Annotated in this window: 18 protein-coding genes; 7 read left to right on the forward strand and 11 right to left on the reverse strand. The window is 65.8% G+C overall.

What is annotated here, in order from left to right:
* Positions 1 to 30: 30 nt before the first annotated feature.
* From NOM55_RS11960 to NOM55_RS12000, 9 genes are all read right to left on the reverse strand, one after another.
* Positions 31 to 1,143 (reverse strand): PrpF domain-containing protein, encoded by a 1,113-nt coding sequence (locus tag NOM55_RS11960; RefSeq protein ID WP_255908741.1) that lies wholly within the window; start codon positions 1,141 to 1,143, stop codon positions 31 to 33.
* Positions 1,140 to 2,375, reverse strand: a complete 1,236-nt coding sequence (locus tag NOM55_RS11965; RefSeq protein WP_255908742.1) for a multifunctional CCA addition/repair protein — start codon at positions 2,373 to 2,375, stop codon at positions 1,140 to 1,142. Before NOM55_RS11965 ends, NOM55_RS11960 begins: the two co-directional genes overlap by 4 nt.
* A complete protein-coding gene (locus tag NOM55_RS11970; protein WP_255908743.1) occupies positions 2,372 to 3,322 on the reverse strand; it encodes a complex I NDUFA9 subunit family protein in 951 nt (316 codons plus the stop codon). Before NOM55_RS11970 ends, NOM55_RS11965 begins: the two co-directional genes overlap by 4 nt.
* 24 nt (positions 3,323 to 3,346) lie before the next feature.
* Complete coding sequence (locus NOM55_RS11975) at positions 3,347 to 5,185, reverse strand: lytic transglycosylase domain-containing protein (protein ID WP_255908744.1); 1,839 nt, start codon at positions 5,183 to 5,185, stop codon at positions 3,347 to 3,349.
* Between the two features lie 2 nt (positions 5,186 to 5,187).
* Positions 5,188 to 6,642, reverse strand: a complete 1,455-nt coding sequence (locus NOM55_RS11980) for a TrkH family potassium uptake protein (protein WP_202902670.1) — start codon at positions 6,640 to 6,642, stop codon at positions 5,188 to 5,190.
* Entirely contained in the window at positions 6,636 to 7,034 is a 399-nt protein-coding gene (locus NOM55_RS11985) for a VOC family protein (protein ID WP_255908745.1), read from the reverse strand. Before NOM55_RS11985 ends, NOM55_RS11980 begins: the two co-directional genes overlap by 7 nt.
* Position 7,035: 1 nt before the next feature.
* Positions 7,036 to 8,406: a Trk system potassium transporter TrkA gene (trkA, locus tag NOM55_RS11990; protein ID WP_255908746.1), complete on the reverse strand. Its 1,371-nt coding sequence runs from the start codon at positions 8,404 to 8,406 to the stop codon at positions 7,036 to 7,038.
* A gap of 392 nt (positions 8,407 to 8,798) precedes the next feature.
* Positions 8,799 to 8,978, reverse strand: coding sequence for a cbb3-type cytochrome oxidase assembly protein CcoS (ccoS, locus tag NOM55_RS11995; RefSeq protein ID WP_120809774.1), 180 nt, complete (start codon positions 8,976 to 8,978; stop codon positions 8,799 to 8,801).
* Positions 8,978 to 11,401, reverse strand: coding sequence for a heavy metal translocating P-type ATPase (locus NOM55_RS12000; protein ID WP_255908747.1), 2,424 nt, complete (start codon positions 11,399 to 11,401; stop codon positions 8,978 to 8,980). The genes ccoS and NOM55_RS12000 overlap by 1 nt, the downstream gene beginning before the upstream one ends.
* Before the next feature lie 48 nt (positions 11,402 to 11,449).
* On the opposite strand from NOM55_RS12000, the gene NOM55_RS12005 reads away from it, so the two are divergent.
* Positions 11,450 to 12,442: an NAD(P)H-quinone oxidoreductase gene (locus NOM55_RS12005; RefSeq protein ID WP_255908749.1), complete on the forward strand. Its 993-nt coding sequence runs from the start codon at positions 11,450 to 11,452 to the stop codon at positions 12,440 to 12,442.
* Positions 12,443 to 12,692: 250 nt separating this feature from the next.
* Here NOM55_RS12005 and NOM55_RS12010 read toward each other — a convergent pair whose 3' ends face one another.
* The gene (locus NOM55_RS12010) at positions 12,693 to 13,556 is read right to left on the reverse strand and encodes a hypothetical protein (protein ID WP_255908750.1); all 864 of its coding nucleotides are present in this window, start codon (positions 13,554 to 13,556) and stop codon (positions 12,693 to 12,695) included.
* A gap of 116 nt (positions 13,557 to 13,672) precedes the next feature.
* Between NOM55_RS12010 and typA the strand changes: the two genes are divergently transcribed.
* Complete coding sequence (gene typA / locus NOM55_RS12015; RefSeq protein ID WP_047965291.1) at positions 13,673 to 15,490, forward strand: translational GTPase TypA; 1,818 nt, start codon at positions 13,673 to 13,675, stop codon at positions 15,488 to 15,490.
* Between the two features lie 134 nt (positions 15,491 to 15,624).
* On the opposite strand, the gene fliW is transcribed toward typA, so the two are convergent.
* On the reverse strand, positions 15,625 to 16,065 hold the full coding sequence (gene fliW / locus NOM55_RS12020; protein ID WP_255908751.1) for a flagellar assembly protein FliW: 441 nt from the start codon (positions 16,063 to 16,065) through the stop codon (positions 15,625 to 15,627).
* A gap of 98 nt (positions 16,066 to 16,163) precedes the next feature.
* Between fliW and NOM55_RS12025 the strand changes: the two genes are divergently transcribed.
* The 5 genes from NOM55_RS12025 (at position 16,164) to argS (ending at position 21,021) form a co-directional block, all read left to right on the forward strand.
* Positions 16,164 to 17,000: a ferritin-like domain-containing protein gene (locus NOM55_RS12025; RefSeq protein ID WP_255908752.1), complete on the forward strand. Its 837-nt coding sequence runs from the start codon at positions 16,164 to 16,166 to the stop codon at positions 16,998 to 17,000.
* A 4-nt stretch (positions 17,001 to 17,004) separates the two neighbouring features.
* Positions 17,005 to 17,220, forward strand: coding sequence for a hypothetical protein (locus NOM55_RS12030; RefSeq protein ID WP_255908753.1), 216 nt, complete (start codon positions 17,005 to 17,007; stop codon positions 17,218 to 17,220).
* A gap of 158 nt (positions 17,221 to 17,378) precedes the next feature.
* Positions 17,379 to 17,798, forward strand: a complete 420-nt coding sequence (locus NOM55_RS12035; protein WP_255908754.1) for a hypothetical protein — start codon at positions 17,379 to 17,381, stop codon at positions 17,796 to 17,798.
* A 21-nt stretch (positions 17,799 to 17,819) separates the two neighbouring features.
* Positions 17,820 to 19,169, forward strand: coding sequence for a tRNA 5-hydroxyuridine modification protein YegQ (gene yegQ / locus NOM55_RS12040; RefSeq protein WP_255908755.1), 1,350 nt, complete (start codon positions 17,820 to 17,822; stop codon positions 19,167 to 19,169).
* Between the two features lie 133 nt (positions 19,170 to 19,302).
* A complete protein-coding gene (argS, locus tag NOM55_RS12045; RefSeq protein WP_255908756.1) occupies positions 19,303 to 21,021 on the forward strand; it encodes an arginine--tRNA ligase in 1,719 nt (572 codons plus the stop codon).
* The last annotated feature ends 115 nt before the right edge of the window (positions 21,022 to 21,136 follow it).

Raw genomic sequence — 21,136 nt, forward strand, 5'->3', positions numbered from 1 at the left:
CCAGCCTTGCGCCAGGGTTGGCCGCAACCGTCAGTACTGGCTCGGCAGGAACAGGCTGCCCTGCAGCAGCGGCCGCGCGGTGCGCGTCATCACCACCTCGTCGATGTGCCAGCCGGCCGGCGTGGACGACAGCCGCGCCTCCAGCTGCTGCTGGCCGCTGGCGTGGGCAAAGCGCAGCGCCTCGCCGCGCACCACGCCGCCGCAGGCTTCCGCCACCAGCGTGCAGTCGATCGCGGCCGCCGCCGCCAGTGCGATGGCACCGGTGCCGGTGTAGGCGTGGTGCAGCCGGCCCATCGACAGGATGCGCGCGGTCAGCGCCACGCCGGGCGCCGTGTTGGGTGACACAAAACTCACCTTCGGCGTCGCCGGCCGCTCGCGGCTGGCGGTGGCGATGTCGGCACAGAGGCCCATCGCCACCGCACCGGCGGCGCGTGCCCATTCCAGGCGCCGGTTGACCGCGGCATCGGCGATGTCGCCGCGCTCGTCACCGACCAGGCCAACATCGGCGGCACGCACGAACACGGTCGGGTTGCCGGCGTCGATCAGCGTGGCGGCCAGGCTGCTGCCGTCCGGCAGGCTCAAGCTGTCGCAGACGCGGCCGGTGGGGAACAGCCGGCCGCTGGCACCGCCGGCGGGATCGAGAAAGCGCAGCGTCAGCGGCGCGCCGGGAAAGGCGACGCCGTCGATGCGGTAGTCGCCTTCCCACACCGGCTGGCCGTCTCGCATGGCCAGCTCGGCGATGATGGTCTTGCCGATATTGGCCTGCCAGATGCGCACGCTGACGGCGCCGTCGCGCGGCGCGTGCGCCACCATGCCTTGCAGCAGCGCAAACAGCGGCACCGCGGCGCTGAGGTTGCCGCAGTTGCCGGACCAGTCGATCAGCGGCTCGGCGATCGACACGTGGCCGAACAGGTAGTCGATGTCGTGGTCGTCACGTAGCGACGGTCGCAGCAGCACTACCTTGCTGGTGGTGGAGATGCCGGTGCCGAGACCGTCGATCTGCTTGCCGTAGGGGTCGGGGCTGCCCAGCACGCGCAGCAGCAGCGCGTCGCGTGCCGCACCGGCCGGCGGCAGGTCGTCGTGGCGGAAAAACAGCCCCTTGCTGGTGCCGCCGCGCAGCAGCGTGACATCGAGCCGGCTCATGGCTGGCTTTCGGTGGGGAATAGCTGGCGCCGGCAGGCGGCGATGGCGGCGACGCGGGCGCGGTCCACCGCCTGCGGGATGTCGCGCTTGTCGGCGCAGTCGCGGGCAACGGCACCGGCATCGACCGACTGCGCCGCGGCCAGCAGCTGGCGCAGCCACTCGGCCTGCGGATAGTCGCAGGTCTCGAAGTGCAGCCGGCCGCGGGCGTCGGCGAGGCACACATCCAGCAGTTGCAGGAAGCGCTCCGGCCGTCGCAGCGCGTCGCAGTCGCGCAGCAGGCGCAGCACGGTGTCGGCGCGCAGCTCGGCGGCGCGGTGGATCTTGGTGTGGTAGAGGGTGGCCAGTCGTGCCAGGTCGCGGCAGTCGCTGGGCACCCGCAACCGCTCGCACAGCGCCAGCAGCGGCACCTCGCCGCGCGCCTCGTGACCGAGGTGGCGCGGCAGGATCTCCGCCGGGGTGCGCGCCTTGCCCAGATCGTGCATCAGCGCGGCAAAGCGCACGCTCAAAGGTTGGCCGCAGGCGGCGGTGTAGTCCAGCACCCGCATCACGTGGTCGCCGCAGTCGATTTCCGGGTGGTAGTCGGCGCGTTGCGGTACGCCGAACAACGCGTCCAGCTCCGGCAGCAGTCGCGCCAGCGCGCCGCAGTCGCGCAGCACCTGCAGCATGCGCGACGGTCTGGCCGTCATCAGCCCCTTGGCCAGCTCCTGCCATACCCGCTCCGCCACCAGCGCGTCGGCCTCGCCGGCGGCCACCATGTCATGCATCAGCTGCATGGTCTCTTCGGCGACGGCAAAGTCGAAGCGCGCGGCGAAGCGCGCCAGGCGCAGGATGCGCACCGGGTCTTCGGCGAAGGCCGGGCTGACGTGGCGCAACAGCCGCGCCTGCAGGTCGGCCTGGCCGCCGTAGGGGTCGGTCAGCGCGCCGTGTTCGTCCTCGGCGATGGCGTTGATGGTGAGGTCGCGGCGGATCAGGTCTTCTTCCAGCGTCACCTCCGGCGAGGTGTGGAACACGAAGCCGTGGTAGCCGCGCCCGCTCTTGCGTTCGGTGCGCGCCAGCGCGTATTCCTCCTGCGTTTGCGGGTGCAGGAACACCGGAAAATCCTTGCCCACCGGGCGGAAGCCGCGCGCCTGCATCATCTCCGGCGTGGCGCCGACCACCACCCAGTCGCGGTCGGCCACCGGCAGCCCCAGCAGGCGGTCGCGCACGGCACCGCCAACGATGTAGCACTTCATCGGCGGGCGGCCTGTTTGCGGTAGCGGTCGAGCTGGCGGTTGAATTCCTGTTCGCCGAGGTAGAGCGGCGCCACCGCCTCCAGCGCCGTCGGGCTGAAGCCGAGCAGCGCCGGGAACGGCTGCTGGCTGACGTTATCGACCCGCAGCGAGCGCACATTGTCGCGGCTCAGCGGCGGCTTGCCGGGCAGCAGCTCCATCAGCGTCGCCTGCAGCATGGCGAGGCCTTCCGGCAGCGCGATCAGCGTGCGCGGATGGCCGGCAAGGTTGGCCGCATAGGCCACCAGCTGGCGCAGGGTGTAGGTCTTGGGGCCGGTCAGCTCCAGCGTCTGGCCGATGCTGGCGTCCTGCTCCAGGCAGACGCGCACCGCGCGGGCGACGTCCTCGACCCATACCGGCGCGAAGCGGGTGTTGGCACCGGCCAGCGGGATGAAGGGCGCGACGGCGGCCAGACTGGCAAACAGGGTCAGGAAGCTGTCGCCGGCGCCGAAGATCACCGACGGGCGCAGGATGGTGACGTCCAGTCCGCTGTCGCGCAGCAGGCGCTCGGCCTTGCCCTTGGTCTGCTGGTAGTCGCTGGGCGCGCTTTCGCCGGCGCCCAGCGCGCTGATGTGGACGATGCGCCGGATGCCCTGGCTCTTGCAGGCGGCGATGATCTTGCCGGTCAGCTGCACGTGCGCCTTCTCGAAGTCGTTACGCGAGCCGTGCAGGATGCCGACCATGCTGATCACCGCGTCGTGGCCGGCGAGGAACTGTTCCAGCTGGCCGGCGTCATGGACGTTGGTTTCGACCAGATCCGCGCTTGGCAGGTGCAGCAGCAGGCCCTTGTGCCGCTCGCGGCGGCGGGTGGCGATGCTCAGTTGCGCACCGTAGCGGGTCAGCTCTTCGGCGATGTAGCTGCCGACGAAGCCGGCGCCGCCGATCACGGCGATTCTGTTGAATTGGTGCATGTTATCTCCCTGTCGGAACGCCGGTCAGCGTGCCGGGATGGTACCCAGTCGCGATTTCAGCGTGTTGCCGGGCTGGCGGAACGCACCGGCGTAATAGACCGCATTGGCCATCACCTTCTGAACATAGTCGCGGGTTTCGGTAAACGGAATGGTTTCCGCGTAAATGGCGCCTTCCAGCGGCATCGCCGCCTGCCAGCCGCGGGCGCGGCCGGGGCCGGCGTTATAGGCGGCGGTGGCCAGTACCGGGTGGCTGGACAGGTTGTCCAGCACGTGGCGCAGGTACCAGGTGCCGAGACGGATATTGGTGTCGACATCGTTGACCTGGTAGCTCGGCAGGCCCATCTTGCCGGCCACCCATTTCGCGGTCGCCGGCATCAGCTGCATCAGGCCGCTGGCGCCGACGCCGGAGCGGGCGACGTTAAGGAAGCGGCTTTCCTGGCGGATCAGGCCGTAAACCCAGGCTTCGTCGATTTCCAGCTGGCTGGCGTAGCGGCGGGTGGTGTCGCGGTACGGGGTCAGGAAGCGCAGGCTGAAGTCATGGGTGCGCACGGTGCGCTCGGCGGCATAGATCGCCATGTCGTAGAGGTTGCGCTCCAGCGCGATCTCGGCGGCGGCCAGCAGCTGCTCGTCGTTGCGGCCGCGCAGCGCCCAGCGCCACACGCGGCGGCCGTCTTCGCGCCATTCCGGCTTGTTGTTGCGCAGAGACAGCTCGAACAGCGCCAGCGCGTGCTGGATGTCGGGGTCGGCCAGCAGCTGGCGCTGCAGTGTCAGCGGGGTCGGGCTGCGGCTGAGCGGGGCTTCCAGCGTGGTGCCCAGTTCTTCCTTGGCCAGCAGGCCGTAGTAGTTGTGCTCGAAGCTGATCTTGATCAGCAGCGGCGTGGCCTCGTTGCCGCGGCCCAGCGCCTGCAGGCTGCGTGCGCGCCAGTACTGCCAGGCACCCTTGCCGGCCAGCGCTTCCGGCAGACGACGGCTCAGCTGTTCCAGCCGGCCCCAGTCCTGCTGGCGCAGCGCGGCGCGCAGCCACCATTCCCATTGCTCGTCGGTCAGCTGCTGCGGGTCGGCGCGCTCGAAGGCATCCAGCGCCTGCGGCATGTTCAGCCGCTGCGCGCTGCGCAGTGCCAGCTGGCCGTAGAGGAAGCCGCTTTGCGCCTTGCTGAACATCGCCTCGCTGGCGGCGGCCCGTTCCAGCGCCGCCACCGGGTTGTTCTTGCCGAGGGTCAGCAGTTGCTGCACCAGCTGTTCGGCACCGCCTGCCGTGAAGAAGCGCTCGCCAAGGTTGGCCGCCGCCGCCAGCCGCCGCGCCACGGTCAGATAGTTGCCGGCCAGCAGCAGGCGCATGCGCGCCTCGGTCTGCGCCGGGGTCAGGATGCCGCGGGCGGCCTGTTCTTCCACCAGTCGTGCGCAGCCGTCGGACAGACGCACGTTCTGCCACAGGTCCGGCGCGCTGGCCACGGTCTGGCGGCGGTTGAGGGTGGCCACGTCGAGCCAGCAGCTGCTGTCGGCGTCGCGCGCCTCGCCGGACAGCGCCGGCGCCACGCGCAGGATGCCGTCCCAGTCGCCACGCTTGCCCAGCGACTGTACCCAGTCGTTGAGCAGCCGCTCGCGCAGGAAGGCGTTGCCGCCGTTGCTGATGAAGGCACGGCTCGGGTTGTCGTCGCCGTTGTCGAGTGCCAGTCGCGCCTGCCAGTAGCCCGGCCACGCGGCGAGCGGGTCGCGGTCGCCGCTGCCATTGCCGAGGCTGGCCAGCTGCGCGCTGTCGTTGTTGCGGAAGGCTTCGCGCGCGGCCAGCAGCGTGCTGTCGCTGATGGCGTGGGCAAAGCAGGGCAGCAGGGCGAAAGCCAGCAGGGATAAGGAATGTCGCATGGTCATTTTCGCCAGAAAGTAGGGGTAAACAAAATCAGGACGCTAAACACCTCGAGGCGGCCCACCAGCATGGCCAGCGTGCACACCCAGGTTTGGAAATCGCTGAGACCGGCGTAGTTCCCGGTCGGGCCGATCTGTCCCAGCCCGGGGCCGATGTTGTTGATGCAGGCCAGGCTGGCGGTAAAGGCGGTGATGAAATCCAGCCCGCTGCCGATCAGCACGAAGGTAAACACCACCACGCTCATGAAGTAGACAAAGATGAAACCGAGCACCGAAAAGGCGACCGCTTCCGGAATCACGCGGTTGCCGATTTTCAGCGGCAGCACCGCTTTCGGGTGCAGCAGGGTGCTCATCTCGCGGTAGCCCTGCCGCGTCAGGATCAGGGTGCGGATCATCTTGATGCCGCCGCCGGTGGAACCGGAGCTGACGGTGAGGCAGGACAGGAACAGCATCCATAGTGGCACGAATATCGGCCACTGTGCGTAGTCGGTGCTGGCGTAGCCGGTATCGGTGGCCACCGAGATCAGGTTGAACGACACGTAGCGCAGCGCGGTGGTGAAGGTGTAGATCTGCTGCCACCACAGGTACAGGCTCATCGCCAGGATGCTGCCCAGCAGCAACAGCACCACGTAGCGCGCCTCGATGTCGTGCCAGTAACTTTTCAGGCTGCGGCGCTGCCAGCTGAGAAAGTGGGTGGCGAAGTTCATCGCCGCCAGGATCATGAACACGCACAGCACCGCCTCGATCTGCCAGGAGTCGAAGTGACTGATGCTGCTGTCCTTGGTGGAGAAGCCGCCCAGCGCCACCGCGGTAAAGGCGTGGCATAGCGCGTCCAGCGGCGCCATGCCGGCCAGCAGCAGGCAGGCGTAGCAGGCGAGGGTCAGCGCCGAGTACACGTACCACAGGTTCTTCGCGGTCTGGCCGATGCGCGGCGCCAGCTTGTTGTCCTTCATCGGGCCGGGGGTTTCCGCCTTGTACAGCTGCATGCCACCGATGCCCAGCAGTGGCAGCACCGCCACCGCCAGCACGATGATGCCCATGCCGCCGAGCCAGGTCAGGAAGTGGCGCCAGAAGTTGATCGACGGCGGCAGCCGGTCCAGCCCCTGCATGGTGGTGGCGCCGGTGGTGGTCAGCGCCGACATCGACTCGAAAAAGGCATTGGTCACCGTCATGCCCGGCAGGTAGAACAGCATCGGCAGGCAGGCGGTGACGGCAAAGGTGATCCACAGCAGCGTCACCAGGATGAAGCCGTCCTTCGGCTTCAGCTCGCGCTCGAAGCGGGCGGTGGCGATCCACAGCAGGAAGCCGGCGATGCCGCTGGCGGCCGCGGCGCGGACAAAGTAGGGCAGCGTGCCGTCGTCGTAATACCAGGACACCAGCGCCGGGAAGGCGAACGTGCCGGAAAACAGCATGATCAGCTTGGCCAGCACGTGGATGACGGGCAGGATTTTCAGCATGGTGACGCCATTTCGTACAGCTCCAGCGGCAGGCCGTCCGGATCGGCGATAAAGGTGAAGCGGCGGCCGGTGTATTCGTCGGTGCGCACCGTTTCGCTGGCCACGTTGGCCGCAGCCAGCGTGGCGATGACGTGGTCGAGATCGGCGACGCGGAAGGCGAGATGGCGCAGGCCGCAGGCCTCCGGATGGCTGGGGCGCGGCGGTGGCGACGGGAAGCTGAACAGCTCCAGCTGGCTGCCGTCGGGCAGTGCCAGGTTGAGCTTCCACGATTCGCGCCCGGCGCGGTAGTGCTCGCTGACGATGGGTAGCCCCAGAGTGTCGTGGTAGAAGGCGCGGCTCTGCGCGTAGTCGCGGCAGATCAGCGCCACGTGGTGGATGCCTTGCAGCAGCATGTCAGAAGAACCCCATCTTGACCTGCACCAGCTTCTCGATCTGGCGCAGCTGGCGGCGGCGCGATACGAAGATGATCAGGTGGTCTTCGCTGCACAGCACCAGGTCGTGGTGCGCCATCAGTACCTGCTGGCCGCGGATCACCGCGCTGAGGGTGCAGCCGGTTGGCATGTTGATGTCTTCCACCTTGCGGCCAACCAGGCGCGAGGTGCGTTCGTCACCGTGAATGATGACTTCGATGGCCTCGGCGGCGCCACGGCGCAGCGGGTGCACCGCCACCACATCGCCACGGCGCAGGTGCGCCAGTACCGAGCCGATGGTGGACAGGTGCGGCGAGATCACCACGTCGATGCGGTTGCCCTCCAGCAGGTCGACATAGCTGGAGCGGTTGACCAGCGCAATGACGCGGTGGGCGCCCATGCGCTTGGCCAGCAGCGTGGACATCACGTTGTCTTCGTCGTCGTTGGTCAGCGCGCAGAACACGTCCATCTCGTCGATGTTTTCGTCTTCCAGCAGCGCCTCGTCGGTGGCCTCGCCATGCAGCACCAGTGCCTTGTCCAGGTTTTCCGACAGCCACGTTGCGCGCTCGCCGCGCGCCTCGATCAGCTTGACCTCGTAGTCGTCCTGCAGCAGCCGCGCCAGGCGGTAGCCGATGTTGCCGCCGCCGGCGATCATCACCCGGCGCACCGGCTTCTCGCTGCTGCGCAGCTCGCCGAGCATGCCCGGCACGTCGGCCTTGGCGGCGATGAAGAACACCTCGTCGCCGGAGGCGATCACGGTGTTGCCATCCGGCACGATCAGCTTGTCATTGCGGTAGATGGCGCAGATGCGCGAGTCGCTGTCCGGCATGTCGTCGCGGATCTGCTTCAGCGGGCGGTCGACCAGCTTGCCGTCGCTGCCGGCGCGGGCCACCACCAGCTGGGCGAGGCCGTGGCCGAAGTCCAGCACCTGCAGCGCACGCGGGTAGGACAGCAGCTGGTACAGGTTGTTGGTGACGATCTGCTCCGGGCAAATGGCGTGATCGACCGAGAACTGCTTCAGCACCGCGTGGCGGCCCTCCACGTAATCGCTGGCGCGGATGCGCGCGATACAGGTGGGGATGTTGAACTGGGTACGGGCCAGCGCACAGGCCAGCAGGTTGGTGTCGTCGTTGCGGGTCAGCGCCAGCAACAGCTCGGCGTCTTCGGCGCCGGCATTGAGCAGCACCGACGGATGGGCGGCGTTGCCGAGCACGGTACGGATGTCGAGGCGGTTCTGCAGCAGCTTGAGCAGGTTGGCGTCCTGATCGACCACGGTGACATCGTTGCCTTCGTTGGTCAGGCTTTCCGCCACGCTGGCGCCAACTTGTCCTCCTCCCAGAATCAGGATTCTCATCCGTGTCGTGTCCTTGCTGGCCGCGCTGGCGGCGTTACTCGTATTGATTGGCTATGACGGGCAACGCCATTGGCATTGCTGCGTAAGGCCGGCCATTTTAGCGGCTGCCTGCCGCCTTGTGCCGCGGCAGAGTGATTGAAAAACATAATCGCCAGTTTGGCGACAATTAATTGGCCGAATGGTGGGGCGCTGCGCACAATGGCGGCAAGCCGATGGTCGCCGTGACGCGGTGGCGATCGGGGGTTGTGACCGTGCCGGCTGCGTGCCCTGCAACGGTGCGGTTTTCGAGGGGGAGCTTGCTCCCCCGTTTTTTTGCCACGCCGCGCGGCGGCAGGACAGAAAAGCACGACGCCACGCCGAAGCCTCGGCGTGGCGTCAGGGTGAGACGGTGCTCAGCGTGCGGCTGGCGGGGTGCCGGCGTCGTCGCTGGTGTCGTCGTCGTCCATCAGGATGCGGTGCGCCGGGCCTTCCAGATCGTCAAACTGGCCGGAGCGGGTCGACCACCAGAACAGCACGCCGATAAAAAACACCAGCACGATGCTCATCGGTATCAGCAAATACAGGCTTTCCATCATTTATCCCGTTTGATCAGGCGCAGGGCGTTGCCCACCACCAGTAAGGAGCTGAGCGCCATGCCGAGGCTGGCCAGCCACGGCGTGATCCAGCCGGCGATGGCCAGCGGCAGCGCCAGCAGATTATACAGCGCCGCCCACCACAGGTTCTGGCGGATGATGTGCATGGTGCGCTGCGCCAGTGCCAGCGTCGCCGGCAGCCGTCCCAGCTCGTCGTGGATCAGGATCAGGTCGCCACTGGCGCGAGCGACATCGGTGCCGCCGCCCATCGCCAGCGACACGTCGGCGCGCGCCAGCACCGGCGCGTCGTTGACGCCGTCACCGATCATCAGCACGCGGCGACCCTGTTGCTGCAGCTGGCTGACGTAGGCCAGCTTGTCTTCCGGCGTGGCCGCGGCGCGGGCGTGATCCAGGCCAAGGTTGGCCGCAAGGTGTTCGACCGCCGGTGCGGCGTCGCCGGACAGCAGGTGCAGGGTCAGGCCGCGGCGCTGCAGCTGCTGCACCACGGCGGCGGCCTCGGCGCGCGGCTGGTCGCCGATGGCGAACAGGGCGACGATCTCGTCGTCGTGGCCCAGCGCGATGCAGGTTGCCGCCGCCGGCCAGTCGGCCGGGATGGTTGGTGAACGACTGCTGATGAATTCCGGCCGCCCCAGACGCCAGGCGGTGTCCTGCAGGCGGGCGCTGATGCCCTGGCCGGGAGTGTTGACCACGTCACCGAGCGCCGGCAGTGGCGCCTCATTGGCGGCCAGCAGTGCCCGCGCGATCGGGTGCTCGGAGCCGGATTCCATCGCCGCCGCCAGTGCCAGCGCCGCGCTGTTGTCGAGCGCGCCGAAGGTCTGCAGTTGCAATAGCTGCATGCGGCCGTGGGTGAGGGTGCCGGTCTTGTCGAACACCACGTCGGTAATCTTGCTCAGCGTCTCCAGCGCATGGCCGCGGGCGGTGAGCACGCCCAGCTGCGCCAGGTGGCCGGTGGCGGCGGTGAGTGCCGCCGGCGTTGCCAGCGATAGCGCGCAGGGGCAGGAGATCACCAGCACCGCGACGGTGATCCACAGCGCGCGTGCCGGCTCGTACCAGTACCAGCAGGCAAAGGTGGCCAGCGCCACCAGCAGCAGCGCGGCGACAAACACGCTGGCGAAGCGGTCGGCCAGTAGCGCCAGCCGCGGTTTTTCCGCCAGTGCCTGGTCCAGCAGCCGCACGATGCCGGCCAGGCGGGTGCCCTGGCCGATGCGGTTGACCTCGATCACCAGCGGGCTGGCGCTGTTGACGCTGCCGGCGACCACTTCCTCGCCGCTGCGGCGCGCGACTGGCAGGCTCTCGCCGCTGAGCAGCGATTCGTCGATGCTGGACTGGCCGTCGCGGATGATGCCGTCGGCGGGGATGGTTTCGCCGGGCTTGACCAGCAGCAGGTCGCCCAGCGCAAGGTTGGCCGCAGCCACCTCGCTGCTGTCGCGCGAGGCCGGCCAGTTGTCGAGGCGGTGGGCGAACGCCGGCAGCAGTTTGACCAGCCGTTCGGTCGCCTCGCCGGTCTTGCGTCGCGCCATGCCTTCCAGGTAGCGCCCGCCCAGCAGCAGGAACACGAACATCGATACCGAGTCGAAGTAGATACCGTGTTCGATGCGGTTGATCAGCGCCCAGAAGCTGGCGAAAAAGGCGGTGAGAATGCCGATGGTGACCGGGGTGTCCATGCCGGCGCGGCGTGTTTTCATGTCGCGCCAAGTGGCGCGGTAGAACGGAATGGCGGAGTAGATCACCACCGGCACGGTCAGCACGAAGCTGGCCCAGTGCAGCAGCCACAGGTATTGCGCCTCGATCTCGCCGTCCGGCGCCATGTACACCGGTACCGCGTACATCATCACCTGCATCATCGACAGCCCGGCGACCCACAAGCGGTTCAGCGCCTGCTTGCGCTCTTTCTGGTGCAGCGCTTCCTGGCGCGAGGCGTCGTAGGGATGGGCGCGGTAGCCGATGGCGGCGATGGCCTCCAGGATGGCGGACAGTTGCAGCCGGCTGTTGTCCCAGCGTACGCGGGCGCGGTGGGTGGCGTAGTTGATGTCCACCGTCAGCACGCCGGGCAGGCGGCGCAGTTGCTGCTCGTTGAGCCAGACGCAGGCGGCGCAGGTAATGCCTTCCAGCATCAGCGCCGCTTCACGGACGTTTTCGCTTTCGAGGTGGACAAAGCTTTTCTGCAGTTCGTCGTTATCGTACAGCTGCATCTGTTGCAGCAGCTCGGCCGGCAGCGCCTCGGCCGGGCGGCCGCCTTCGGTGCGGTGCTGGTAGTAGTCGTCCAGTCCGGCATCGATAATGGTCTGCGCCACGGCCTGGCAGCCGGCGCAGCAGGTGTGCTGCTGGAGTTGACGGTAACGGACGGGGTAGTCGGCATCGGCGGGGACGGGAAGCCCGCAGTGGAAACAGGGTGCGCTCATGGCGTGCTATTGTAATGCAAGTGCACATGCTTAGCTTGCGGAGGGTCAATGATGTCTATGCAGGCCGTGATTCAACAGGCCCCGGGCGGGGTGGAAACGCTGGAACTGGCGTTGATCGAAAAACCGCAGCCGCAGCCGGGCCAGCTGCGGGTCAGGGTGTTGGCCGCCGGCGTGAACCGGGCGGATCTGGTGCAGCGCGAAGGGCATTATCCGCCGCCGCCGGGCGCGTCGCCGCTGCTGGGGCTGGAGGTGGCCGGCATTGTCGATGCCGTCAACGGCCCGTCGCGCTTTCAGCAGGGCGATGCCGTGTTCGGGTTGGTGGCGGGCGGCGGTTATGCCGAGTACGCGCTGCTGGACAGCGCGGTGGCGATTCCGAAGCCGGACTGGCTGAGCTGGGTTGAGGCCGCCAGCCTGCCGGAGGCGTGGATGACGGCGTGGCTGAACTTGGTCGAACTGGCCGAGCTGCAGGAGGGCGAGCGGGCGCTGATACACGCCGGCGCCAGCGGTGTCGGCGCGGCGGCGATCCAGCTGGCAGGTTTGCTCGGCGCCGAGGTGGTGGCCAGCGCCGGTAGCGAGGAGAAGCGCTGTTACTGCCAGTTGCTGGGCGCGATGCTGACCATCGACAGCCGCCAGCCGGGCTTTGCGGCCAACCTCAAGGCCGCGGGCGGTGTCGACGTGATCCTCGATCCGGTGGGCGCGGCGCTGTTTGCCGACAATCTGGCCAGCCTGCGCGCCGACGGCCGGCTGCTGCTGATCGGGGTGATGGGCGGCAGCAAGGGCGAGATCAATCTGGCGCAGCTACTAATGAAGCGCTTGCGGGTACAAGGCTCGACCTTGCGCACCCAGCCGCTGGCGCGGCGCGCGCAGCTGGCGCAGGCGCTGGAAACGCAGGTGCTGCCGGCGCTACAGTCCGGTCGCGCCTGCGTGACGCTGGACAGCAGCTATCCGCTGGCGGCGGTGGCCGAGGCGCACCAGTATCTGGCCGACAACCGCAACCTCGGCAAGGTGGTGCTGACGCTGTTCCCTGTCACGGCGGCGTAATCTGGCGCCTCTATGATGCAGTGCATCAGCAAACGGTGTTCACTTTCTGCTGAATGGATAGGGGTGGGGGCAATCTTTGGATGGATTGCCCCGTTTTTTTTTGCTTGGAACGTGTTCACGATCTCGCGAGCTAGAGCGAGACAAGGCGAAAACGGCTGAGGAAGCGGGGTTGACATGGGGTCAATGAGCATTCCGAAGGCGTACTCACCGTGTAACGTTTCACGAAGCGCAGCAGGTCGTGAACAGGTTCTCAGTCCTGCGCCGGTGCCAGCGCCTCAATCAGCGCCACTTCCTGGGTGTAGCTCAGTTGTTGCAGCTGGCGCAGCAGCGCGGCGCCATCGACGCCGTGCTTGCGGTCCAGTTCGTCCTGCAGCAGCCGGTTTTCCACCGCCAGCCACAGGCCGCGGCAGGATTCGGCGGATTCGAAGGTCACGCCGCGCAACACCTCGGCGATGAGCATCAGTTCCTCGTCGCTGAACTGGCGCGACAACAGCGCCTGCTCGCGGCGGACGATCTCGGCGTAGCGCTCGCACATCTGCTGAATGCGGGCGTCCAGTGGTGGTTCGGCCGCGTGCTGCTCCAGCGCTTCGGCGTTGAACCAGGCGGCGGCGTCGAGGGTGACGGCCTCGGCGGCTTCCTGCCAGCTGTCGCGCAGCGCGGCGGCAAAGCGGACATCGTCGGCAAAGCTCAGCTCGGGCCAGTCCATCAGCGGCGGCTGTTCGTGTTGCAGCAGGGCGTCGTTGGCCAGCAGTTCGCCATCCTCGCTGCAGCGGACTTCGGCGCGCCAGCTGCCGGCTTCGCCGGTGGCGAGGTTGTCGACCAGCACTTCCAGGTAGGGCAGTGCCAGCGCCTGACCCTCGTCGGCGGTGACCAGGCGGATGGCAATGTCGAACAGGACGCGTTTTTCCAGACGCAGCAGCTGCAGCCCCTGGTCGTGGCGCAGCAGGCTGTAGTGATCGCCGTGGTCATAGACGGCGATGTCGTGCGGGTTGCGCGCGGCGCGATGCAGCGTGGCGCCCAGTTCCGGGGCCAGCTGGTTGATGTCCAGCGTCTCGCTCGCAAAACGCTGCTGCTTGCCGGCATGAGTGTGCCAAAGCGCATTCCAGTCGTACATTGTGTTGTTCTCCTGATGAAACGTCGCCAGTGTACCGAAATAAAGCCACCCCAGGCGGTGAACTGCAACCCTGTTTGTGCTATTATTCGCGCGACTTTCTAAAACTACGTGTTCCCATGACCCGACAAATTCGTAACATCGCCATTATCGCCCACGTTGACCACGGTAAGACCACGCTGGTTGACCAGTTGCTGCGTCAATCCGGTACTTTCCGTGAAAACCAGCAAGTTGACGAACGTGTAATGGACTCCAACGATCTTGAAAAAGAGCGTGGCATTACCATTCTGTCCAAAAACACCGCCGTCGAGTACGAAGGTGTGCACATCAACATCGTTGACACCCCTGGTCACGCCGACTTCGGTGGTGAAGTAGAGCGCGTTCTGGGCATGGTGGATGGCGTACTGCTGCTGGTGGATGCCGTTGAAGGCCCGATGCCGCAAACCCGTTTCGTGACCAAGAAGGCACTGGCCCTGGGCCTGCGTCCTATCGTGGTGATCAACAAGGTAGACCGTCCGGGCGCCCGTCCGGACTGGGTGGTAGACCAGACTTTCGACCTGTTCGACAAGCTGGGTGCCAACGACGAACAGATGGACTTCCCGGTGATCTACGCTTCCGGCCTGAACGGCTTTGCCAAGCTGGAGCTGGAAGAAGAGTCCGATAACATGCGTCCGCTGTTCGAGACCGTGCTCAAGCACGTACCGACTCCGGCCGGTGATGCCGACGCCCCGCTGCAGTTCCAGATCTCCGCACTGGACTACTCGACCTACACCGGTCGCATGGGTATCGGCCGCGTGCTGAACGGCCGCATCAAGCCGGGCCAGCAAGTTGTCGTAATGAACCACGAAGACCAGGTTGCTGCCGGTCGTATCAACCAGGTGCTGGGCTATCGTGGCCTGGAACGTGTACCGGTTGAAAGCGCCGAAGCTGGCGACATCATCATCATCTCCGGTATCGAAGACATCGGTATCGGCGTGACCATCTGCGACAAGGACCAGCCAGTTGGCCTGCCGGTGCTGGGTGTGGACGAGCCGACCCTGACCATGGACTTCATGGTGAACTCCTCGCCACTGGCCGGTACCGAAGGCAAGTTCGTGACCTCGCGCCAGATTCGCGACCGTCTGACCAAAGAGCTGCTGACCAACGTGGCACTGCGTGTTGAAGACACCGAAGACTCCGACGTATTCCGCGTATCCGGTCGTGGCGAACTGCACCTGACCATCCTGCTGGAAACCATGCGTCGTGAAGGCTTTGAAATCGCCGTGGCCAAGCCGCGCGTGGTGTACAAGGACATCAACGGCGAGAAGTGCGAGCCGTACGAAAACCTGACCATCGACCTGGAAGACAACCACCAGGGCGGCGTGATGGAAGAAATCGGTCGTCGCCGTGGCGAACTGACCAACATGGAATCGGACGGCATGGGCCGTACCCGTCTGGAATACCATATTCCGGCACGTGGCCTGATCGGCTTCCAGTCCGACTTCATGACCATGACCCGCGGTACCGGCCTGATGAGCCACGTGTTTGACGACTACGCACCGGTGAAGCCGGACATGCCAGGTCGTCACAACGGCGTGCTGATCTCGCAGGAAAACGGCGACGCCGTGGCCTACGCACTGTGGAAGCTGGAAGACCGCGGCCGCATGTTCGTGTCGCCAGGCGACAAGCTGTACGAAGGCATGATCATCGGCATTCACAGCCGCGACAACGATCTGGTGGTGAACCCGGTCAAGGGCAAGCAGCTGACCAACGTGCGTGCCTCCGGTACCGACGAAGCCGTGCGCCTGACTACCCCGATCAAGATGACTCTGGAATCGGCTGTGGAATTCATCGACGACGACGAGCTGGTGGAAATCACGCCGAAGTCGATCCGTATCCGCAAGCGTTTCCTGAACGAATCCGATCGTCGCCGCATGAACAAGGCTGCCGCCAACTAAATGGCTGGCCGGAACCGGTAACGGTTCCAGCTAAAACCGCCCGACAGGCCAGGCCTGTCGGGCGGTTTTTCATGGCGGCGGGTACAAGGTTGGCCGCAAGCGTTGCGGCCAACCTTGTCCTGTTGCGATCTGACTCAGCGGTTGTGGAACACGATGTCGCAGGCGAGACCGGTTTTCTGCAGTGCTTTCTGCGTTGCCAGATTGATGATCAGCGGGTTGCGGACATTGGCGCGCAGCTGCGACAGCGCCGGGTTGGCTTCGTCGCTCGGCAGCTCGCGGTAGATGGTCAGCAGGATGGCGGCGTCTTCCTGGCGGCTCAGCGCCAGCGCCGCGACTTCGTCCTGGCTCAGTTCGATCTCGTAGCGGATGCCGAGTTTCTGCGGGTCGGTCACGCTGAACAGCACATCGGGATTGTCCAGCGACTGCATCCAGAACACGCTGGGGTTGTTGCTGTCGGCTTCGTGGAACAGCTTGAAGCGGGTGCAGTTCTCGAAGGCGGGCAGGCCGGCCTCGAAAGTGATGATGGTGTTTTCATCGACTTCGACCTGGCCGAGCAGGCTGGAATTGAACAGCATGGTGCGTCTCCTCATGACATCGTGAACCGGCATTATGCAATAGCTATGGGTGTTGTTGGCTGACAAATGTCAGCCGGCAACGGGTAAAATGCCGCGCCATGACTTCCTCTCTCTATCCTGCCGTTTATCAGGCGCTGTGCAGCAGCGATATCGACGCCAAGCCGCAGCTCGCCAGCCTGTGTCATCAGCAGTGGCTGGCCGGCCAGCTGCCGCGCGCGGCGGACGCGCTGCCCTTGCCGCATCCGCTGCCGGCGCCGGGGCGCCCGGCGCGGCCGCAGCTGGTGTCGCCGTTCGAGGTGCCGCGCCAGGGACTGGGCAGTATCGCCGGCCGTGCCGGCCTGATTCACGCCATCGCCCATATCGAATTCAATGCCATCAATCTGGCGCTGGATGCGGTCTGGCGCTTTCGCGACATGCCGGACACCTTTGTCGAAGACTGGCTGCGGGTGGCGGCGGAAGAGGCGAAGCACTTCAACATGCTGCGCGAGCGGCTGCAGCAGCTGGGCTTCGACTACGGCGATTTTGTCGGCCACAACAGCCTGTGGCAGATGGCGGTGGACACCGATCACGACGTGATGGTGCGTATGGCGCTGGTGCCGCGGGTACTGGAGGCGCGCGGCCTCGATGCGGTGCCGCCGATCCAGAAAAAGCTGGCGGCGCTGGGTGATAGCGCGACGGTGGCGATCCTCGACCAGATCTTCGAGGACGAGATCGGCCACGTGCAGATCGGCAACTACTGGTTCACCACACTGTGCGACGCGCGCGGCATCGAACCGCTGGCCTGCTTCCGCCAGTTGCTGATCGACTACGAAGTCGATAACCTGCGCGGTGCTTACAATTGGGAGGCGCGCCGGGCGGCGGGCTTCAGTGAATTCGAACTGGCGATGCTGGAAGACTTTGCCGTTACCCGGCGGCGCCTTTCAGCCGGAGCGTAATGCCATGCTGCAACAACTGTTTCGTCACCTGTGCGCACGACGGCCGCTGGCCATCGGTTGCATGATCATCGGCAGCCTGCTGTTCGTGCTGGCTTCTGCGCTGCAACAAGCGGCGGCCGGCAATGTGCCGCTGCTGCTGCTGTCCATCGTGCTGATGGTGCTGGGCGTGGCCGGCCAGATGCTGGGCCTTCTGGCGCTGATGCGTGGTGGAAAACGCTAAAAATGCTACAAAAAACAGTAACTTGATGTCGCTGTTGTGCACTGTGGCCGGCTTGACGCTGCGCAGGGCGGCGCGCATAATCGCAGCGCAACAAAAAATTCATCAAAAGGCTCCGTCGCGGGGCCTTTTGCTTTGGCTTGACTCCGGGACAATCAAACATGGATGCACAGGCGTTTCTGCTGCAGCTGGAAAGCAATACCCTGCCAGCGGCCGAGTTCAATCATCGCGCGCACCTGCTGGCGGCGTGGTCGTACCGCCAGTTTTATCCGGCGCGCGAGGCGGCGGCCCGCTGCGCGCGCGCGTTGTCGCGCTACGCGATGGCACAGGGTGCGGCGGAGAAGTACCACCACACGCTGACTATGGCCAGCCTGACGCTGGTCTACGACCGTCTCGACGCGATGCCGGAGTGCCTGGGCAACTGGCAGGATTTTGTTGCGGCCAACCCCGACCTGCTCGATGGCCTGCCGGCGCTGCTGCGGCAGCACTATTCCGAACACAAACTCAACGACGACATCGCGCGCCGGGCTTTTGTCGAGCCCGACCTCGCGCCGCTGCCGATGTCCTGTCTGTTGCACTGAACCACTGAAGAAGCCTCCCCGATGAAAGCTCCCGAGCTGCTACTGCCTGCCGGCACGCTGGACAAGATGCGTGCCGCCTACGATTTTGGTGCCGATGCGGTGTACGCCGGCCAGCCGCGCTACAGCCTGCGCGCGCGCAACAACGACTTCAAGCTGGAAGAGCTGCGCATAGGCATCGAAGAAGCGCACGCCCGCGGCAAGAAGCTGTTCGTGGCCAGCAACATCCTTCCGCACAACAGCAAGATCAAGACCTACATGTCGGACATGGAACCGGTGATCGAGATGAAGCCGGACGCGCTGATCATGGCCGACCCCGGCCTGATCATGATGGTGCGCGAACGTTGGCCGCACGTGCCCATCCATCTGTCGGTGCAGGCCAATACCACCAACTACATGGGCGTGAAGTTCTGGCAGAAGATGGGCGTGGAACGCATCATCCTGTCGCGCGAGCTGAGTCTCGACGAAATCGCCGAGATCCGCCAGCAGTGCCCGGACATGGAGCTGGAAGTGTTCGTGCACGGCGCGCTGTGCATTGCCTACTCCGGCCGCTGCCTGCTGTCCGGCTACTTCAACCACCGCGACCCGAACCAGGGCACCTGTACCAACGCCTGCCGCTGGGACTACAAGGTGCACGACACCCAGGGTGACGACGCCGGTGACGTGAAACCGCAGAAGATCGACTTCGACTTCGGCAAGGCGCTGGAAGAGGCCAACCAGAACTTCTCCGCCTGTGGCGGGCAGGAGCGCCATCCGCTGGCCGACAAGACCTATCTGATCGAGGAAGCCAACCGCCCCGGCGAGATGATGCCGATCATCGAGGACGAGCACGGCACCTACATCATGAACTCCAAGGACCTGCGCGCCGTCGAGCAGGTGGAGAAGCTGGTCAAGATCGGCGTGGATTCGCTGAAGATCGAAGGCCGCACCAAGAGCCTGTACTACGTGGCGCGCACCGCGCAGACCTACCGCCGCGCCATCGACGACGCCGTGGCCGGCCGCCCGTTCGACTACAGCCTGCTGGCCGAGCTGGAAGGCCTGGCCAACCGCGGTTATACGCCTGGCTTCCTCGAGCGTCACCAGACACAGGAACACCAAAACTACCTGTCCGGTCACTCCATCGCCAAGCAGAGCCAGTACGTCGGCGACGTGATGGAAGTGGACGCCGACGGCTGGGCGCTGATCGACGTGAAAAACCGCTTTGCCGTCGGCGACCGCGTGGAAATCATCCACCCGAGCGGCAACCGCACCGTGGAGCTCACCGCGATGACCCGCAACGGCGAAGCCGCCAGCGTGGCACCGGGCAATGGCGTGAAGGTGAAAATCCCCGGCATGGCCGGCATGGAAAAAGCGTTGCTGGCGCGCCTGTTCTGAGCCGTGCCCCCTCCGCTGCGGCCAACCTTTGTGGTGCAAAGGTTGGCCGCAGCCACGGTTAGCCCGTACAATTTGTGCATTGCATCCCAGCCGGGCGCCCCTTGCGTCCGGCCTTTGATTTTTCAGGACCGATATGACCATTCAGCAACTGATCAATGACCGTGTGGTGGCCGCGCTGGCCGCCGTCGGCGTCGAGGGCGCCAATGCTGCCATCCAGACCGCCTCCAAGCCGGAATTCGGCGACTATCAGGCCAACGGCGTGATGGGCGCGGCCAAGGCGCTGAAGACCAACCCGCGCGCGCTGGCGGAGCAGGTGGTGGCCAAGCTGGACCTGGCCGGTATCGCCAGCAAGATCGAGATCGCCGGTCCCGGCTTCATCAACATCCACCTCGATCCGGCCTTTGTCGCCGCACGCCTGCAAACCGCGCTGCACGACGACGCGCTGGGCATCAGCAAGCCGGCGCCGCAAAAGGTGATGGTCGAGTACTCCTCGGTCAACCTGGCCAAGGAAATGCACATCGGCCACCTGCGCGGCGGCATCATCGGCGATGCGCTGGTGCGGGTGAACAGCTTCATCGGTCATGACGTCATTCGCCAGAACCACGTCGGCGACTGGGGCACCCAGTTCGGCATGCTGGTGGCGCACATGGTGGAATCGCGCGCCGCTGGCGAGGCGGAGCTGGAGCTGAAAGACCTGGACGTGTTCTACAAACACTCCAAGAAACGCTTCGACGAAGACCCTGCCTTCGCCGACCTGGCGCGCGACTACGTGGTGCGCCTGCAGTCGGGCGACGCCGAGGTGCTGGCGCTGTGGCAGCAGTTCGTCAAGCTGTCGCTGGCACACTGCAATGCCATCTACCGCAAGCTGGGCCTGCTGCTGACCGACGACGACGTGCGCGGCGAGAGCTTCTACAACGACGACCTGCCGGTGCTGGTGGAAGAGCTGCGCCAGCAGGGGCTGCTGACCGAGAGCCAGGGCGCGCAGGTGGTGTTCCTCGACGAGTTCAAGAACAAGGAAGGCGAGCCGGCGGCCTACATCGTGCAGAAGCAGGGCGGTGGCTATCTGTACGCCACCACCGATCTGGGCGCGATCCGTTTCCGTACCCGCCAGCTGGGGCTGGATCGCTGCCTGTACGTGGTCGATTCGCGCCAGAGCCTGCACTTCCAGCAGCTGTTCACCACCGCGCGCAAGGCCGGTTTCCTGCGCGCCGACGCGCAGTTCGAGCACATCGGCCACGGCACCATCATGGGCCCGGACGGCAAGCCGCTGAAAACCCGCTCCGGCGACAGCGTGAAGCTGGTCGACCTGCTGGACGAGGCCATCGAGCGCGCCTACCTGCTGGTAAGCGGCAAGAGCCCGGAGATGGCGGAAAGCGAACGCCGTCAGATCGCCGAGGCCGTCGGCATCGGCGCGCTGAAGTACGCCGACCTGTCCAAGAGCCGCAACACCGACTACATCTTCGACTGGGACGCGATGCTCAGCTTCGAGGGCAATACCGCGCCTTACCTGCAGTACGCCTACACCCGAGTGCAAAGCGTGCTGCGCAAGGCCGAGGACTACAACCCGGCGGCCGGCATCGTCATTAGCGAAGCAGCGGAGAAGCAGCTGGCGGTAGCGCTGTCGCAGTTCGAGGACGTGCTGTCCACCGTGGCCGAAGGCAGCCAGCCGCACCATCTGTGTAGCTACCTGTACAACGTGGCGACGCTGTTCTCGCGCTTCTACGAAGCCTGCCCGATCCTGAAGAGCGAGGGCGAGGTGCGCCACAGCCGGCTGCAGCTGGCGGCGCTGACCGGCAAGACGCTGAAAACCGGCCTCGGTCTGCTCGGCATCGCGGTGCTGGAAGCGATGTAAGGGCTGTATTGGCCAAGGTTGGCCGCAAGGCCGGCCGTGCGCCACGCCAGCCCATGAAAAAACCCGCCAACTGGCGGGTTTTTTCATGGCGCCCGCTGGTGGCGGGGCTGCCGGG

Origin of the sequence: Vogesella sp. AC12 (assembly GCF_024437575.1) — a bacterium.
In the GTDB taxonomy this organism is placed as follows: domain Bacteria; phylum Pseudomonadota; class Gammaproteobacteria; order Burkholderiales; family Chromobacteriaceae; genus Vogesella; species Vogesella indigofera.

Bases quoted from the DNA above. Each gene is read 5' to 3' on its own strand.
- NOM55_RS11960 (WP_255908741.1), bottom strand. From the start codon at position 1,143: ATGAGCCGGCTCGATGTCACGCTGCTGCGCGGCGGCACCAGCAAGGGG.
- NOM55_RS11965 (WP_255908742.1), bottom strand. From the start codon at position 2,375: ATGAAGTGCTACATCGTTGGCGGTGCCGTGCGCGACCGCCTGCTGGGG.
- NOM55_RS11970 (WP_255908743.1), bottom strand. From the start codon at position 3,322: ATGCACCAATTCAACAGAATCGCCGTGATCGGCGGCGCCGGCTTCGTC.
- NOM55_RS11975 (WP_255908744.1), bottom strand. From the start codon at position 5,185: ATGCGACATTCCTTATCCCTGCTGGCTTTCGCCCTGCTGCCCTGCTTT.
- NOM55_RS11980 (WP_202902670.1), bottom strand. From the start codon at position 6,642: ATGCTGAAAATCCTGCCCGTCATCCACGTGCTGGCCAAGCTGATCATG.
- NOM55_RS11985 (WP_255908745.1), bottom strand. From the start codon at position 7,034: ATGCTGCTGCAAGGCATCCACCACGTGGCGCTGATCTGCCGCGACTAC.
- trkA (WP_255908746.1), bottom strand. From the start codon at position 8,406: ATGAGAATCCTGATTCTGGGAGGAGGACAAGTTGGCGCCAGCGTGGCG.
- ccoS (WP_120809774.1), bottom strand. From the start codon at position 8,978: ATGGAAAGCCTGTATTTGCTGATACCGATGAGCATCGTGCTGGTGTTT.
- NOM55_RS12000 (WP_255908747.1), bottom strand. From the start codon at position 11,401: ATGAGCGCACCCTGTTTCCACTGCGGGCTTCCCGTCCCCGCCGATGCC.
- NOM55_RS12005 (WP_255908749.1), top strand. From the start codon at position 11,450: ATGATGTCTATGCAGGCCGTGATTCAACAGGCCCCGGGCGGGGTGGAA.
- NOM55_RS12010 (WP_255908750.1), bottom strand. From the start codon at position 13,556: ATGTACGACTGGAATGCGCTTTGGCACACTCATGCCGGCAAGCAGCAG.
- typA (WP_047965291.1), top strand. From the start codon at position 13,673: ATGACCCGACAAATTCGTAACATCGCCATTATCGCCCACGTTGACCAC.
- fliW (WP_255908751.1), bottom strand. From the start codon at position 16,065: ATGCTGTTCAATTCCAGCCTGCTCGGCCAGGTCGAAGTCGATGAAAAC.
- NOM55_RS12025 (WP_255908752.1), top strand. From the start codon at position 16,164: ATGACTTCCTCTCTCTATCCTGCCGTTTATCAGGCGCTGTGCAGCAGC.
- NOM55_RS12030 (WP_255908753.1), top strand. From the start codon at position 17,005: ATGCTGCAACAACTGTTTCGTCACCTGTGCGCACGACGGCCGCTGGCC.
- NOM55_RS12035 (WP_255908754.1), top strand. From the start codon at position 17,379: ATGGATGCACAGGCGTTTCTGCTGCAGCTGGAAAGCAATACCCTGCCA.
- yegQ (WP_255908755.1), top strand. From the start codon at position 17,820: ATGAAAGCTCCCGAGCTGCTACTGCCTGCCGGCACGCTGGACAAGATG.
- argS (WP_255908756.1), top strand. From the start codon at position 19,303: ATGACCATTCAGCAACTGATCAATGACCGTGTGGTGGCCGCGCTGGCC.